Annotated in this window: 17 protein-coding genes and 2 other annotated features (1 of these 19 only partly in view); of the genes, 5 read left to right on the top strand and 12 right to left on the bottom strand. The window is 26.9% G+C overall.

Annotated elements, in window-relative coordinates; genetic code table 11:
* Positions 1–948, top strand: coding sequence for a 4Fe-4S dicluster domain-containing protein (locus IR152_RS04620; RefSeq protein ID WP_227450633.1), 948 nt, complete (start codon positions 1–3; stop codon positions 946–948).
* Between the two features lie 443 nt (positions 949–1,391).
* Here IR152_RS04620 and IR152_RS04615 read toward each other — a convergent pair whose 3' ends face one another.
* Positions 1,392–1,760, bottom strand: coding sequence for a C-GCAxxG-C-C family (seleno)protein (locus IR152_RS04615; RefSeq protein ID WP_227450632.1), 369 nt, complete (start codon positions 1,758–1,760; stop codon positions 1,392–1,394).
* Between the two features lie 810 nt (positions 1,761–2,570).
* Between IR152_RS04615 and IR152_RS04610 the strand changes: the two genes are divergently transcribed.
* From IR152_RS04610 to IR152_RS04595, 4 genes are all read left to right on the top strand, one after another.
* Positions 2,571–2,918 (top strand): hypothetical protein, encoded by a 348-nt coding sequence (locus IR152_RS04610; RefSeq protein ID WP_227450631.1) that lies wholly within the window; start codon positions 2,571–2,573, stop codon positions 2,916–2,918.
* Between the two features lie 39 nt (positions 2,919–2,957).
* On the top strand, positions 2,958–3,932 hold the full coding sequence (locus tag IR152_RS04605) for a 3'-5' exonuclease (RefSeq protein ID WP_227450630.1): 975 nt from the start codon (positions 2,958–2,960) through the stop codon (positions 3,930–3,932).
* A 107-nt stretch (positions 3,933–4,039) separates the two neighbouring features.
* Positions 4,040–4,699, top strand: a complete 660-nt coding sequence (locus tag IR152_RS04600) for a DUF421 domain-containing protein (protein WP_227450629.1) — start codon at positions 4,040–4,042, stop codon at positions 4,697–4,699.
* A gap of 2 nt (positions 4,700–4,701) precedes the next feature.
* On the top strand, positions 4,702–5,082 hold the full coding sequence (locus IR152_RS04595) for a DUF4363 family protein (RefSeq protein ID WP_227450628.1): 381 nt from the start codon (positions 4,702–4,704) through the stop codon (positions 5,080–5,082).
* A 249-nt stretch (positions 5,083–5,331) separates the two neighbouring features.
* On the opposite strand, the gene IR152_RS04590 is transcribed toward IR152_RS04595, so the two are convergent.
* The 11 genes from IR152_RS04590 to IR152_RS04540 form a co-directional block, all read right to left on the bottom strand.
* Positions 5,332–6,531, bottom strand: coding sequence for an argininosuccinate synthase (locus tag IR152_RS04590; protein ID WP_227450627.1), 1,200 nt, complete (start codon positions 6,529–6,531; stop codon positions 5,332–5,334).
* Between the two features lie 258 nt (positions 6,532–6,789).
* Positions 6,790–6,997 (bottom strand) — a binding site (T-box leader).
* Between the two features lie 111 nt (positions 6,998–7,108).
* A complete protein-coding gene (gene truA, locus IR152_RS04585; RefSeq protein ID WP_227450626.1) occupies positions 7,109–7,846 on the bottom strand; it encodes a tRNA pseudouridine(38-40) synthase TruA in 738 nt (245 codons plus the stop codon).
* A gap of 21 nt (positions 7,847–7,867) precedes the next feature.
* The gene (walK, locus tag IR152_RS04580) at positions 7,868–9,301 is read right to left on the bottom strand and encodes a cell wall metabolism sensor histidine kinase WalK (protein ID WP_227450625.1); all 1,434 of its coding nucleotides are present in this window, start codon (positions 9,299–9,301) and stop codon (positions 7,868–7,870) included.
* A gap of 2 nt (positions 9,302–9,303) precedes the next feature.
* Entirely contained in the window at positions 9,304–10,002 is a 699-nt protein-coding gene (gene walR, locus IR152_RS04575; protein ID WP_054270262.1) for a cell wall metabolism DNA-binding response regulator WalR, read from the bottom strand.
* 28 nt (positions 10,003–10,030) lie between these two features.
* Positions 10,031–11,419, bottom strand: a complete 1,389-nt coding sequence (locus IR152_RS04570; RefSeq protein WP_227450624.1) for a hypothetical protein — start codon at positions 11,417–11,419, stop codon at positions 10,031–10,033.
* 136 nt (positions 11,420–11,555) lie between these two features.
* Complete coding sequence (locus IR152_RS04565) at positions 11,556–12,704, bottom strand: THUMP domain-containing class I SAM-dependent RNA methyltransferase (protein ID WP_227450623.1); 1,149 nt, start codon at positions 12,702–12,704, stop codon at positions 11,556–11,558.
* 53 nt (positions 12,705–12,757) lie between these two features.
* The gene (gene larE, locus IR152_RS04560; RefSeq protein ID WP_227450622.1) at positions 12,758–13,561 is read right to left on the bottom strand and encodes an ATP-dependent sacrificial sulfur transferase LarE; all 804 of its coding nucleotides are present in this window, start codon (positions 13,559–13,561) and stop codon (positions 12,758–12,760) included.
* 639 nt (positions 13,562–14,200) lie between these two features.
* Complete coding sequence (locus tag IR152_RS04555) at positions 14,201–14,563, bottom strand: arsenate reductase family protein (protein WP_227450621.1); 363 nt, start codon at positions 14,561–14,563, stop codon at positions 14,201–14,203.
* A 288-nt stretch (positions 14,564–14,851) separates the two neighbouring features.
* Positions 14,852–15,523, bottom strand: coding sequence for an amino acid ABC transporter ATP-binding protein (locus IR152_RS04550; RefSeq protein ID WP_227450620.1), 672 nt, complete (start codon positions 15,521–15,523; stop codon positions 14,852–14,854).
* A 31-nt stretch (positions 15,524–15,554) separates the two neighbouring features.
* Positions 15,555–16,166 carry an amino acid ABC transporter permease gene (locus IR152_RS04545; protein WP_227450619.1) on the bottom strand — a complete coding sequence of 204 codons (612 nt, stop codon included), beginning with the start codon at positions 16,164–16,166 and terminating at the stop codon, positions 15,555–15,557.
* A gap of 37 nt (positions 16,167–16,203) precedes the next feature.
* Positions 16,204–17,007: an amino acid ABC transporter substrate-binding protein gene (locus IR152_RS04540; protein WP_227450618.1), complete on the bottom strand. Its 804-nt coding sequence runs from the start codon at positions 17,005–17,007 to the stop codon at positions 16,204–16,206.
* A 124-nt stretch (positions 17,008–17,131) separates the two neighbouring features.
* Positions 17,132–17,182 (bottom strand) — a binding site (T-box leader); it runs 207 nt beyond the window's last position.

The raw sequence follows: 17,182 nt of genomic DNA, 5'->3' as shown, positions 1-17,182 counted from the left end.
ATGAGTAATATTACAGCAGAACAAAAAAAAGAATTAAAAGGTAGAGGTTTTATACCAAGTAGAGATGGAGAACATTTTGTAGCACGTATAATAACTGTAAATGGTGTAATAAATACAGCACAAGCAAAAAAAATTACAGAAGCTGCTGAAAAATTTGGAAATGGTCAACTAGCATTTACTACTAGATTAACAGTAGAATTACCTGGTGTAAAATTTGAAGATATTGAAGCTTTAAGTGAATTTATCGCTAGTGAAAATCTAATCACAGGCGGAACTGGCTCAAGAGTTCGTCCTGTTGTAGCTTGTAAGGGTACTGTTTGTGTTCATGGTTTAACTGATACACAGGCACTTGCTGCTGAAATACATCAAGAATTTTACAAAGGTTGGTATGATGTAAAGCTACCTCATAAATTTAAAATTGGTGTTGGAGGATGCCCTAACAACTGTATTAAACCCGACTTAAACGACCTTGGAATTGTTGGGCAACGTGTACCTGATTACGACTCTGAACTTTGTGTTGGTTGTAAAAAATGTGCTGTCATAGAAGTCTGTCCTGTCAAAGCAGCTAAATTAACAGATGAAGGTAAACTTGAAATAGACAGTAATTTATGTAATAACTGTGGTAAATGTATAGAAAGTTGTAATTTTGACAGTATTGAAGAAAAAGAATCTAGTTATAAAGTATATATTGGAGGAAAATGGGGCAAATCTGTTCGTCCTGGAACACAGATTGATAGATTATTTTCAAAACAGGAACTTATGACTTTAATTGAAAAGGCAATTCTTTTATTTAGAGAACAAGGTAAAACAGGTGAACGTTTTGGAATAACTATAGACAGAATAGGTGTTGATGAATTCATAGAAATGCTTTTATCAGATGACGTTTTGGAAAGAAAAGAAGATATACTTGATGCTCCTTTACACCTTACAGGTGGAGCTCTGTGCTAATGATAAATGTTTTAATTGTATAAATAGCATTGACATATGTAAAAAAATTTAGTTAAGAATTAAAAAACTAATCAGTATAATTTGTAAAGATATACATATGTATATCTTTACAAATTATTATTTTATAATAACTATTTACTAATTCTATTTTATATAAAATACACAACAAGTAGTAATATCCGACATTGTCAAATTAATTTTAGATTGTATTAATTGAAAAGTTAACTATATTCCATTAAACTACCCCTCCAGTATTGAATAATCTTTGTTTTTTACTCATCTCATATATGTGAAAATCAACTTAAAATATTATAAATACTATACAATTACTATACAATTGTGTTATTATCCAGTTTTAATCTTGCCTACTACACCCAAAGTTTATTAAAAATAACATAAAAAAACAAGTATTCTATCAAATGCAAAATACTTGTTCTTTATAATTATTTTTGATTTTCTAGCATTTCATTTAAAGCATCGTATGTGAAATTTATTATTCCTTCACAACTCACTTTATTTTTCTTCAAAGATGAACATATTTCTGTACTATATTTACCCCTTACTCTATTCATTAATTCTCTTGAATATTTTCTTGCTATATTTTCATCTAAATTACTATTTCGTCCATTTAAATATCCTATTATAACAATAGCTGCATTTACAGCTCCACAGACACTTCCAACAGTAATTCCAACTCCCATACCACTTCCTATTGAGATTGGTATATCTGTGTTGTGTCCCTCGTTATAAGACTTTATTAATGCCTCTGCACAAGTGTATCCTTGGCTATGATATATTGATGGTCTTGTCATTTTTATACTTCCTTTCAAATTTTATTTTATATTTTTTACTACTTTTAAACATGATAATAGTACCCATATTTTATATAATATTTTTTGTATCTATAAAATCTAAAATATATTTATTATAAATAAATTTATAAATTTCTCGATTTATATTACTTTTTATTTATAAAGTTACTTTAATTTAATTCTTTATTTGATATGCTTTTATTATATATTAAATTTATTATAGTTTCTGTGACTTAGTCACACAATCTATATCTATACATAATAATTTAATCTAGTCTTTTATTATATAATATCCACTTATATATTAACTTTAAATTTTTAGACATTCACTACACTTCATTTAATTAATTCATATATTATTATTTTTAATTCTTTGTATTTAAACAAAAGATTTGCTAAAATAAAAATAAGACTACATAAATTAAACCCTGAGTAAGTCATCAAATTGAAAAAAATATGATGTAGACACTATAATTATGAAGCATTAAAAATAAAAGATATAAATCTCATATAGCAGAAAGTACAAAGGTGGATATGATGTATATTCCCGATGCACTTCAAGCAATAGTAGATTTAATCGAAGCTCCATCCGATAAACTTATTCATATAAATGCTTTTAATATTATTAATGCTATGAGTTTTGCTCCTGAATAAATAGTTGCTTCTACAAAAAAATGTATTCAAATCAAACTCAAAAATAAATAATAGTATTAAAAAGAAAGGAAAAGCTACTATTTTAAGTGTAATAAAAAATTTACTTAGATTTTTACTGCACTTTATATAATATAACGTAAGTAGCAGGTACTAATATTGCTAAATTTAAGAGAAATTAGAGAGGAAATAATAAAAAAATACATAGGTGATAGTTTAATTTCCGAGCTTACAGAAGAGTTAAAAAGTATACTTATAACTGATTTACAGTCTAACCCGTTTAAAAGTAATATTGAGCTCAGTATAATACCAGCAAATATAGAAATATTTAAAAAAATAGAAAATATATTACTAGATTCTAAGGTTAATTTAAAAATGGGTTGGGAAAGAATACTTATAAATTATATCTTAAAAGATTTATTTGAATTAAATTATGAAATAAATAAAAGTTGTAATGAGCCTTTGATGTTTAGAGTCATTATATCTATTGATTCTTATGATGCTTAGACTCAATAAATAATATACTTGAGGATGTGCTTTAGACTTATGAAATACAAGTTATTTATAGATTTTGAATTTAATATATTAGATGATAATAAAAATAAACCAAAAGAATATAATGGAGCCGAATTAATCTCTATTGGCGGAGTTTTAGTAGATAATAAATTTAATATAATAGATAAATATTACTCTTTGGTTAAGCCAAGATACAATACAATACTTTCAAATAAATGCAAAAAATTAACTAAATTGAACCAATTAGATATTAATAATGCTCCTAATCTTTTATATGTTTTGGATGATTTTTATAAATGGTTTTGTAAATTTAATGATGTTACAATATATAATTGGGGTGATTTTGATATAGTTGGTCTTCTAACTTCATTTAGAGTATATAAATATACAGGTAAATGCTTAGAGTTGTTTAATATGATGATTGACATTCAACCTTTTATATCTCAACATATTACATACAATAATAGAATCTTATCTAGACAACTATCTTTACTGAATATGAAAAAGATTTTTTCTATAAAAGGAGATATTAAACATAACTCACTTTCAGACGCTGTGGATTTAATGAACGTATGTAAATGCTTTTACTTTAACTCTGCTAAAAATGTCGATATTCTTGAAGAATTGTACAATAAATTACCTCCTCTCAAAACACCTTTATATTATATGCCCTACTTTGAAGATGAAAATTTTGAACTTAAATTTGATAAAACTCCAGAAGATATAATAATATATCTTAAACAAATATTAAACATACTAAATATAAGTAAAAAAGAAATTTATTTTAAAAAAAGAAGTGTGTTAGTGAATAACTCTAAAATTATTAACTTTAAAAATCTTTCTTCTTCTTTCAAATTAATAAAACTCAATGACTTTGAAGAATATCCTGATTTTGTCTTAAAATTAGGAGATAAAAAGAGTTTTGTTGAATCTGTTGTTAAAATAAATAAAAGCAACAGAAAATCTATAAAAAATTTAATATTAAAATTATCAAAAATACCTTAAATGCTTGAATTCAATTATTTAAGGTATTTTTGATACCTTGAATTAAAAATTTTATACAGGACATACTAACTAAGTATAAATATTTTTTAAAGGAGTAATTGATAGATATGACAGTGGTGTTAATAAGAAGTATTATATTATACATAACAGTGCTAATTGCACTTAGAGTCATGGGAAAAGGTGAAATAGCTGAAATGAACTGCTTTGATTTAGTTATAACACTCTTAATTGCAGAAGTTGCATCAGTTCCAATGGAAAATAATAATATACCAATTATAAATGGTGTTGCAGCAATAACTGGACTTATAATTATGCAAACTCTAATTTCATTTTTATCTTTAAAAAGCAGAAAATTGAGTTCATTTTTGTCAGGCAAACCTTCTGTACTAATAGATAAGGGAAAAATTGTATATAAAGAACTAAAAAATGAGAGGGTTACTATAGATGAGTTATTGGAACAACTTAGAGTTCAGGGTTACTTCAATTTAAAAGATGTACAATATGCTATTTTGGAAACTGATGGTAACCTAAGTGTCGTTCCAGCATCAACTTATAATAGTACTCCTCCAAAAGCTTTTAATCATTTACCAATTCCACTTATATTGGATGGTAGAATAATAAATAAAAATCTAGACATAGCTAAAAAGGATACTAATTGGTTGATGGGTATTTTAAAGTCTAATCACATAGAAACTTTTAAAGATGTTCTTATTTGTGTTTTAGATGAAAACGACAAAATATTTATTCAAAATAAAAAGGGTGATTAATATTGAAATCTGCAACATTTGTTATACTATGGACTATCTTATTTGTATTATTTGGATTTTACATTAATAATAAACTATATGATTTTACAGATGAATATAAAGATAACATGTCTGTTTTAGAAAAATCTATAGAAAATGAAGACTGGGAAAAAGCTCAAAAAGAGGCTGATTCCATATCTACAAGATGGGCTAAAGAAAAAAATCATTGGTACAAAGTTTTAAATCATGAATACTTTGATGAAATAGGATTAAAGTTTAATATTCTCGATAAAGCAATTTATACTGAAGATAAATTAAAATCTTTAGAAGAAGTTGAAAGTATAAAAACATATTTGGGAAATATCGTTGAAAGTGTTAAGTTTGATGTAAACTATATATTTTAATAATCTTAAATAAGGATATAGATGCAAGTAATTTATATCCTTATTTTTTGCTTCTAAATTTTCAATACTTATTATTATCAAAATGTTGACTTGACATTATCGCCTTAACTTTTCTCATCAGAAACCTGTTTTATTTATATATAAATCTTCTATACCATTCCACATACATTCATAATCATGTGAATGATGTTTAATTTTAAGTATTATATTTTAATATTACTAGGCTATTTGAGACTATAATTTATTTTATTATTTTCCTGCTTTCATAGCTCTGATTTTTAATGGTAAAGTGAATAAATTAATAAATCCTTCTGCATCTTTGTGGTCATAAAGTTCACTATTTCCAAAAGAAGATATTCCCTCATCATAAAGAGCATTTTCAGTAAATATTCCAGCAGGTTTTATATTTCCTTTGTAAAGTTTAACTTTTACAGTTCCTGTAACATTATCTTGAGTTTGTTCTATAAATGCATCTATAGATTCTCTTAATTTACAGTACCATAATCCATTGTAAATAAGTTCTCCATATTTATAAGACACCATTTGTTTGAAATGTAATGTATCTTTGTCCAAAGTAGCGCTTTCTAAAATATTATGTGCTTCATAAAGAATTGTTCCTCCTGGGGTTTCATATATACCTCTTGATTTCATACCAACAAGTCTATTCTCAACTATATCTATAACACCAATCCCATGTTTACAACCCAACTCATTTAATTTATGAATCAATGCAACTGGAGATAATTCTTCACCATTTATCTTTTTAGGAACACCTTTTTCAAAGTAAACCTCTACATATTCAGCTACATCACATGCATCTTCTGGGTCTACACATTGTTTGTAAACATCCTTTTTATGTTCATTTTCTAGGTGTTCTATATCCCCACCCTCTGTTGATACATGCCAAAGGTTAGCATCTACTGAATATATTTTAGTTTTAGTTGCTGTTACCTTTATATTGTGTTTTTCAGCATAGTCTATAGCATCTTCTCTTGATTTTATATCCCACATTCTCCAAGGTGCAATAACTTTTATAGTTGGGTCAAGGGCTGCAATTGTAGCTTCAAATCTAACTTGGTCATTACCTTTTCCTGTACATCCATGACATATATATTTTGCACCTTCTTTATGAGCAACTTCAACTAACTTTTTAGCTATTATAGGTCTTGCTAAAGAAGTTCCTAATAAATATTTTCCTTCATATTTAGCTTCTGCTTTTACAGCTTTAAATATAGTTTCAGTTACAAATTCTTCACTTATATCATCCACATATGCCTTTGAAGCTCCACTTTGTAAAGCTTTTTCATAAACATCTTCCATTTTGTCCTCTTGACCTACATTTCCACAAACAGCTATAACATCTATATCTTCATAATTTTCCTTTAACCAAGGTATTATGATTGATGTATCAAGACCTCCTGAATATGCTAATACTACTTTTTCCTTCATTTTCAATTCCTCCCAATTTAAATTATGATTTTTATTTTTTATTTAATAGAAATTCTTAATATTGAATGATTTTGAGAATTTAAGTTCACTTAAAATCATTTTAATACTAAAAAAACCTCTCAGTATTTTAAAATACTAAGAGGCGAAATATCCGCGGTACCACTCTTATTGATAAACCTTAGCTAATCAATTAGTAAATGTTCAACATACTAAATAAATATTAGTAATTAATATATTAAAAAACGCCTCTTGGAAAAACCAAGAGACGAAATATATCCGCGTTACCACTCTAATTGATAAGATAAACTTATCCACTCTTTCTCTTAAGGCGAGATTACCTACTAACATACTAAATTCAATTAGTATCCTCCAAAGTTCTTTTCACTAATATTCATTTGCTAAGCTTCCACCATCCTCAGCTCTCTATAAAACACATAGAAGTTACTCTCTTTCTCACAGGATTTAAATATAAAGTTTTACATCTCTCTTATAAAGTATATAATAGTTTATTTTTCCATTTATGTCAACTATATAATTTATTTTATTTTTTATTTTAAAAAGAGTTTTATATAATTGACTAATATCTTACTTTCCAAAGACATAGCCCTTTAGCTGGTGCAGTATCTGATGATTGACGTCTATCCTTAGATTCAAGCATATACTTAATATCTTGTGGAGCTATTCTTTTTAGTCCAACATCCATCAAAGCACCTACTATTATTCTTACCATGTTATACAAAAATCCATTTCCTTCTATATATATTTCTACAATATTATCGTCTTCTTTTATATTTATTGAATAAATTTCTCTTACATTTGATTTTTTCTTAGATTTAGAAGAAGCAAAACTAGTAAAATCATGTTCTCCTATTAAATATTCACTTGCTTTTCTCATCCTATCTAAATCTAATTTTTTACTTACATGAGTAGCATATTTTCTTATAAAAGGATTGTGATATTTATTATTGTCAATTCTATACATATAAGTCTTTGATTTTACATTGTATCTTGAGTGAAATCTTTCATCAACTTCTTCAACAGCTTTTACAACTATATCTTCTGGTAAATATTCATATAAGTATTTTTGAATTTTGTCCACTGAATCCATACAATTAGTTCTAAAATTTATCACTTGTCCTCTCGCATGAGCTCCCATATCAGTTCTACCAGAACCAATTATCTCAACTGTTTCATTAGTCATTTTACTTAAGACTGTTTCAAGTTTTTCTTGTATCGTCATATTATTATCACCTAGTTTTTGATACCCTTTATATCTTGAGCCATCATATGCTACTATCATTTTTATGTTTCTCATTTTAATCCTCTTTCTAAGAATTTATGCTTGTTTAGCAAACTTATTTTTTATATTAAAAGTTATTTTTGTTCCTACATTTTTTTCACTTTCTATTTTCATTCTTCCACCATGAAGTTTTACAATTTCATTACTGATTGCTAGTCCTAATCCACTACCAGCCTTATTATAATCTTCTTGGAAGAATTTATCTAACACTTTATTTAGATTTTGCTTTTCTATACCTGAACCATTATCCTCAACTGATATGGTCGTTATCTCTTCATCCTGAGAAGCTACAACTTTTATGTAACCACCTTGACTGGTAAATTTAAATGAATTTTGTATTAAATTTATAAGAACTTGTCTTAATCGGTTCTTATCTCCTTGAATATTTTCTATAAACTCATTTTCAAATTCAAATAAAAGTGATATATCCTTTTCGGCTGCTTTAACTTTAAGTTGATTTACAACACCTACAACCAAGCCTTCAACATCAACTATATCAACATGAAGCTTTATCCTATCTGAAGAAAGTCTTGAAAAGTCCAACAACTCTTCAACTAGTTTTATAAGTCTTTCCGTTTCATCTTGTATGATACCTAGACCTAAGTCTAACTCTTCTCTTGTTATACTTTCATAACCTAAAGTTTCACTCCACCCTTTTATGGATGTAAGAGGAGTCCTTAGTTCATGAGATACAGAGGATATAAATTCTTCTTTTAATTTTTCACTCTTATCAATCTCATGTGCCATATATTCAAATGTCTGTGCTAAATCACCAATTTCATCATCTACAATTTTCATTTTTTCTAATTTTATATTGTAATTTCCTACAGCCAATTCATTTGCAAACTTCTTTAACTCTCGTAATGGTTTTATAAGAGTCTCAGCAAATTTAAGACTTATTAGTATTGCTATAATAAGTATAAATATACCCGCTAATATAAGCCATGTAGCTTGCTTTAATATTGCATTATCAATAGCATCTAATGAAACTGTATATCTAACAACACCTTCTATTATATTATTTACCTTAAGTGGTAAGGAGATACTCATAACATGCTCTCCTGTATCTTGTATTCTATAGGTATATGGTGTTAAATTTTTGGTTTTTATATCTTTTAGTGCATTGTTAACGTCTTCATAATTTGCTTTTTCTTTACTTTTAAAACCATATTGGTCTAATATAATATTTTTATCCTTATCTATTATTGAAATTCCAAATTCTGAATTCTTAGTTAAGGGTTGTTTATCAAATATATTTTTTACTTTTTTCTCAAAACTTGTAGTTTCCATTGTAATAGCATTATATTCATCAGTATATTTTATTTCAGATTCAAGTAGTTGTTTGACAGAATCATAATAATAGTTTTGTATATAAAACATAAACACTCCTTCAAACAGAGTAACCATTATAATAATTATTATAAAATAGTTTTTTATTACTTTTTTTCGCAGACCTTCAAAATGTAACACTATTACTCTTCCTTTCTAAAACAGTATCCATAACCCCAAATAGTTTGTATATATTTTGGTTTTGATGGGTCATCTTCTATTTTATTTCTTATCCTTCTTATATTTACATCGACTATTTTAAAATCATATAAATAGTTAGTTCCCCATACTTCGTCTAATATCTGGTCTCTACTTAACGACTGTTTAGCATTTGATATTAGATATTTCACTATTGAAAATTCAGTTGGTGTAAGCTCAATTTCCTTTCCATTTTTAAATAATTTTCTTTTGTCTATATCAAGTATAAATGGTGGAGAAACTATCTCACTCGACTTAACACTTGAATCATCCTTTGCTACTCTTCTAAGAAGAGCAGAAACTCTGACTAAAAGCTCTTTTATACTAAATGGTTTTATAATATAATCGTCTGCACCTGAAATAAATCCTTCTATTTTATCATCCTCTTGAGCTTTAGCAGTAAGCATTATTATACCTACTTGGTCAAAATTCTCCCTTATAAATTTACATACTTCTATTCCACTTATATCTGGAAGCATCACATCTAAAAGAGCTATTGTAATATCACTTTCTGTTGTCATTTTTTCTATAGCTTCTCTCCCAGTACCTGCCTCAACTATCTCGTAACCTTCTCTTTTTAAGTTTATACTGACAAAACTTCTAATCCCAATTTCATCTTCTAGTATAAGTATCTTTTCCTTCATAAAATAAAACCTCCAATTGAGTATAATATTAACCATATATTAATGAGAAATATTCTTTTAATGCGTCTATAGTCATATCTAGCTTATCCATTTCATTTGCATTGTTTACAACTAGTAAGAAAGTATATTCATCGCTCTCTTGAAGTACAATAGAGTTTTGAGTACCTGTATTTTTTCTATCTTCAAGTTTGTTTTTACTCTCTACTACTATATTAAATAAATTCTTACGATCTGAATAGTCAAAATAGTAAAATTTAAATACTGCTTTTTCTCCAACAAATTCCTGTTCAACAAGTATTTTATCAAATAAATTATTTGGAATAAATAATTTAAAATTATATTTATAATTATAATATATCTGACTTGTAAATATTAAACTCGAGTTAGCACCTTCATTTCCATTCCATCTATACCAACTTATATTTGCAGATGCCTTAGAGCTATAAGTATTTCTATTATTCCCTGTATTTCCTGCTACTATAGGTATTTCTATAATCTTATCTTTATCAATATCATCTACAGGTATATAATAAGATTTAGTAATAGTTTTATCATAATCACTAAAAGCTTTGTTAATTTTTCCATCTTTCATATAAAGTATCTGTGTAATATAGTTATTATCTTTCAATATAGGTATATCAAGTACAACGCCTTTTATAGCTGCCGAGGAATTTCCAATAGATGAAGCGACATTACCTAATGTTATATATAGTTCGCTTAAATTTTTTACATTTTCAAACTTAACATAGTCTTTGATTTTCATACTCTCATCAAAATTTGCAACACTTGCAAACATTTCATTAGTCTTATTATTCAAATGAAGCATCAATATATCTAATTTGTCATCTCCATCTATATATCCAATTTTTACTTTCATGTCATTAAAATCTTCTTTATTTTGAAGCCATGATGCATCCAAGTCATATATTTTTGTTATTTCATTATCTATTACTTTATATATATGCATATTCGTTTTGTCTTTGGATTTAATCAATAAGATAACTTCCTTATATCCATCTGAGTCCAAATCATAAAAATTAGCATATTCTATTGATTCACCATTTTCTAAAAAATGGTCTCCAAGTACGTATTTTTCTCCATTGTAACTCAAGGTTACAAACCCTACCTGACTAATATTATTGCTCAAATCTTCTTTTTGTTCAAATACTACTAATTCATCAACTCCATCGCTGTTTAAATCTACCTTATTTATTTTTCCTACTTCTTTTGTATTAGAAGGCAATATCATAGATGAATCCGGTTTTAGTAACTGGTCAATACCATCATACAATACTTTTTTTGTATCATCATAGTCAGGTATCTTTGCTAATTGTTCTGGAGATTCAGTCTTTACATTACACCCAGTAACAAATAACATCATTAAGGCTACTACAGTAACAAGCTTTAATACTTTCATTTAACTCCTCCTAATCCTATAAATCTTTAAATTTGGTCACAAAAATCTCCTCACAATAATTAGACGTTTCAAGTCGTTATAATGTTTTACTTATTTTAATAAAACTTTATATTTTTATAAATGAATACTGTAAAACTTATTTATTATTTCTAGGAGGCTTAGGACCTGGATATTGGAAAAAGTTAGTTTTTAACATACCATTATACAATTTTCTTTTTTTATCTGCCTTTTGCCCAAACTCATATTCAAAATCTTCATAAGATGTTATCAAATAATATGACCAATTTTTTAATTTTCTAAATGCATAACCAAGCTCCTTATACAATTGTTTAACGCTATCTTTATCTTCTAACCTTTCTCCATAAGGAGGATTAGTGATTATAAATCCAAACTCATCTTCACTTTTAAATTGAGTTGCATCTCCTACATTAAATTCTATATATTCATCTACACCTGCTATTTCAGCATTTTCTCGAGCTATATCTATACATTCTGCATCTATATCATATCCATAAATCTTAAATTTAGATTCATTATCTATCTTATTAAAGGCATCTTTTCTTACATCCCACCAGATTTTTTTATCGAGAGTTCTCCATTTTTCTGATATAAATTCTCTATTTAAACCAGGTGCCATATTTATACCAATCATAGCTGCTTCAATCAATATAGTTCCAGAACCACACATTGGGTCCACTAAAACTCTACCTGCTTTCCACGGAGTTAAATAAATAAGTCCAGCAGCTAAAGTCTCTCTTATTGGGGCTTTATTTGCTTTTTCTCTATATCCTCTCTTATGCAAAGCATCTCCTGTTGTGTCTATAGAAATAGTTACTTTATCTTTGTGTATAAATACAAAGACAGGGTACTTCTCCTTATCTTCCTTAAGCAAACCATCTTCCAAATAGCTTTTCTTTAAGCTTTCTACTATAGCCTTTTTTACTATAGCTTGTACATCTGGCGTACTGTATAATTTTGATTTAATAGAAGAAGCTTTAGATATAGGAAATTGAGCTCCATAAGGTATATATCTAGACCAGTTTATTCTTTTCGTATTTTCAAATAACTCATCAAAGCTTTTTGCCTCAAATTCAGCAATTTTAAGATGTACTCTTTCAGCACATCTTAACCACATATTTGATTTTGCTATTCCAAACTCATCAGTTTTATATGTTATTCTTCCATCTTCTGTTTTTATTATTTCATATCCTAAATTAGTAATCTCTCTAGCCAGCATTTTTTCCATCCCAAAAAAACATGGCGATATTAATGTATAATTTTTCATAAAACCTCCTGTTTCCTATGTTAACTACAAAACTTATTTATTTTTCAAATAATCTACACATTTAGATTCATACTTCCCATTTTATATCCTGACATATCTAGTGTAACATATTTAAAGCCAAATATTTTTAATTTAGTGTCAACTTTATTAAAATTGTTATTTTCAAAAAACTTACCTAATTCTTCTTGTCCAACTTCTATTCTGGCTATATCTCCATGCATTCTCACTCTAAATTGAGAAAAACCTAAATCGGATAAATATTCTTCACTCTTTTCTACTATTCTTAGATTTTCATCTGTTATTTCAACTCCATAAGGAATTCTACTTGCAAGGCATGCAAATGATGGTTTATTAAAAGTCTTTAATCCCAAGAGTTTTGAAAATGACCTAATTTCATCTTTTGTCAAACTACTTTCTTTTAATGGACTAATTACTCCTAGTTCACTCAGTGCTTTAAGCCCAGGTCTATAGTCTCCTAAATCATCTATATTTGTCCCATCTACTATGTACTTTATATTATGTTCTTTTGCTACCTCTTTTATTTTAGAGAATATATATTTTTTACAATGGTAACATCTATCAACACCATTTTCTTTAAATTCTTTTAAGTCAAAGTTTTCTATGTTTAATATGATATGTTTAACACCAAAATTTTGAGTATATTGTTTAGCTTCTTCAATTTCTCTACTCGAATGCATCATTGCATGAATAGTTACAGCTATAACATTTTCACCTAATGTATCTTTTGCCACCTTAAGTAAAAAATTACTATCTACTCCTCCAGAATAAGCGACTACAACACTACCTAATTCAAGTAATTTTTCTTTTAATTTATCTAATTTTTCTTTTTCCTTCACAAAATCTACCTCCACATCTGGAAAATATGAAACATAAAACTATATATTATTTTTTATACTCTTAATGATTATAACATATAAAGCATTTATTTTATAAATTAGAATTACCTTTAAGTGCGTTAATATAATACCAAAGCATTTTTAATCTTTATAATTTAAGCATATTACTGTACTACACTATATATAAAAAATAGTGTAACATAGTAATATGTTTAAAAGTCATCAATAATTCACTATTTGCCTACATAAATCATCAAATTTTTTAATACCATTATTATTTGTAAAACTATAAATAGAGATGCAATTTACAAAATATACTTATATAAAATAAAAATTCATTCTATTTTTTGTATTAATTTGTATGAGTAAGATATTTTTTATGACAATTCTCTTATATATAAATATAATAGTACAAAACAAATGTTCATGGTTAATAATAAGTGATTTTGTAATAATTCGTTGTAATATTATACTATTTCAAATAAAATACGCAACACTATTTTTAATAAGAAGTAATATGTTTATTGATATGAATTTCTTTGATTTGAATTTACTAATTTATATCTATAAAAATTAGATTTGATATATAAATTTATAGGTGTATTAATTAATAATTTTAATCAATACACCTACATACTTCTAATCTTTTTTTAGCAAAGTACTTTTCCATACATCTTCTTTAAAACCTAGCAACACATTTTTACCATCAAAAAGTAATGGTCTTTTAATAAGCATACCATCACTTACCAATATTTCTAAAAGTTTATCATCAGATTCAGTTTTTACAACATCTTTAAGACCTAATTCTCTATATTTCATACCACTTGTATTAAAAAATTTCTTTATGTCGTATCCACTAATCTTATAAATTGATTCCAATTCCTCTTTACTAGGAGGATTTTGAACCATATCTATATCTTCAAATTCTAAGTCATTTTCCTTAAGCCAATTTTTTGCTTTTTTAACAGTAGAGCATTTTGTATATCCATATAATTTAACCATTGTATAAAACTTCCTCTCTAATTTTTTATTTTTATACCCATAATTTGTATACTATAACCAATTTATATCACAATCATTATAAGCTTTCAACATAAAAAATTATCATATTTCAAAGTAAGCATTTCTTTGCATTGGATATTTAAATAATATTTTTATTATGGATTGAATCTAACTTAAACATTCAGTATAAAATTAAATTTTGGAATAATAAAAGGACATAGTATATTTGATTTTACTTGCCCGTTATTTATATTATAAAATTATGCCGTAATTTATATTTATAAAACCCTAAACAATTTTTTCTTTTATTTGAACATTTTCTACTATACCATCTTTTATACTTATAATTTTATCTGCAACATTATTTGAGAAGACAACATCATGTGTAATTATTAGTATAGTCATACCTTTATCTTTAAGTCTATTCATTATATTGACTACTCTTTGAATAGTATCAATATCAAGTGCAGACGTAGGTTCATCAAAACAAAGAACTTTTGGCATTAATGCACATGACCTAGCTATTGCAACTCTCTGTTGCTGTCCTCCTGACAATTCAAATGGATAGGAATTTAGTTTATCTTCTAAATCAACTAATCTTAAAAGTTCTCTAGCCCTCTCTTCAGCCTCTTTTCTAGGAACTTTAAAAACATTAACTGGAGATTCAATTATATTTTCAAGTACCGTCATATGAGGAAACAAATTAAAGTTTTGAAAAACCATACCTATTTTCCCTCGTATTTTTGTCATATCTTTCTTATTTTTTATTACCTCATTATCTATTATAATCTCTCCACTATCAAATTCTTCAAGACCATTTATGCATCTCAATATTGTGGTCTTTCCTGCACCAGACTTGCCAAGTAAAACTCCAATCTGACCTTTTTCTAATTCAAAAGAAATATCTTTAAGTACTTTATTTTTTTTAAATGATTTATTTAAGTTTTTGATTTTCAACATATAAAAAACCTCCTCCTATAATATTGTAACTTTATCTGTAATAAGAATATTTTTTTTCAAGTAATTCAAATCCCTTAGTAAGTATAGCTACAAATACAAGATATATTGCTCCTGCCTCAAATAATGGTAACAGACTTGCTTCTCTGTTCATTGCTATTTGAGATATTCTTAAAATATCATTTAATCCTAATATATATACTAAAGATGTGTCTTTCACTAATGTGATTACTTCATTTGAAATAGGTGCTAATATTCTTTTAAAAACTTGTGGAAAGATTATTCTCTTATACATAGTAAATTTATCAAATCCTAGTACTTTTGAAGCTTCATATTGTCCTCTATCTATTGACTGTATTCCACCTCTAAATATTTCTGCAAAATATGCTGCATAATTTAAGAAGAAAGCTACTATTCCAGCTGTAAATCTGTCAAATACAATTCCTAAAAGAGGTAATCCATAAAATATGACTATCATTTGTAAAAGTAAAGGTGTACCTCTCATTATCAATATATAACATTGTGTAATACCGCTTATTAATTTATTTTTTGATAACCTTAAAAATGCAACTCCAATCCCCAATGGAATTGATACTATCAATGTTATACAAAACATTGCTATAACTATCTCTAAACCTTGTAACATGCCTTTAGTGCCCCCTTCTTAACAGCTAACTCATCTTTTATTTAAACCACTTATCATAAATTTTTTCAAAAGTTCCATCTTTTTTCATTTCTTTTAATGTTTCATTTATTTTCTCACAAAGTTCTGGATTTTCTTTAGAAGTTGCTACAACATAATCTTCTAATCCAAAATCATCTTTTAATACTTTATATTTATCTTCACCCTTTTGTCCCATATAGTATCTAATTAAAACTTCATCACCAACAACTGCACTAGTTCTACCTATCTCTAAATCTCTAAGTGCTTTATCATAAGTATCATAAAGAACTGGTGCTCCACCTTTTAAGTTATTCATAAAATCTTTATCCTTTTCCACTGCATCAAGTGCTGTTGAACCCTGTTGAGTCCCAACTTCTTTATCTTTTAAATCAGCTTTTGAATTTACTTTTGAATCACTTAGAGTAACTATTATCTGCTTATTTTGTAAATATGGCTCTGTATATGATACTATTTTCTTTCTTTCATCAGTTATAGAATATCCATTCCATAATACATCTACAGTTTTTGAATCATTTAGTTCAGTTTCCTTCATTGACCAATCTATAGGCTGGAACTTAACTTCCATTCCAAGTCTTTTAAATGTTTCTTTAGCTAAATCTACATCAAATCCTACTGTATCTCCCTTTTCATCCAAAAATCCCATTGGTACAAATGTATTATCAAATCCTACAATTACTTCTTTCTTAGATTCTTTTGAAACATCCTTATCCTTTTCAGTATCTGGTTTTGAACAACCTACTATTCCACCTAATAAGCCTAACATAATTGTAAATATTCCTAATTTTTTAAATATATTTTTCATAATATTCTCCCTCTCATTTTAAATTTTTAAATATTTTGATTATTTTCAAAAAATGTATATGTTGCAATATAATTCTCTGCGCGCTTAAAAAATTATATTAAAAAACTCCCGCCTCTAGCTTCTGCTAGAGGACGGGAGTTAACTCTCGTGGTTCCACCTCTGTTTATTAATGCCT

The organism is Clostridioides sp. ES-S-0108-01 (assembly GCF_020662285.1).
GTDB lineage: Bacteria > Bacillota > Clostridia > Peptostreptococcales > Peptostreptococcaceae > Clostridioides.
This window is presented reverse-complemented; position numbering and strand designations above follow the sequence as displayed.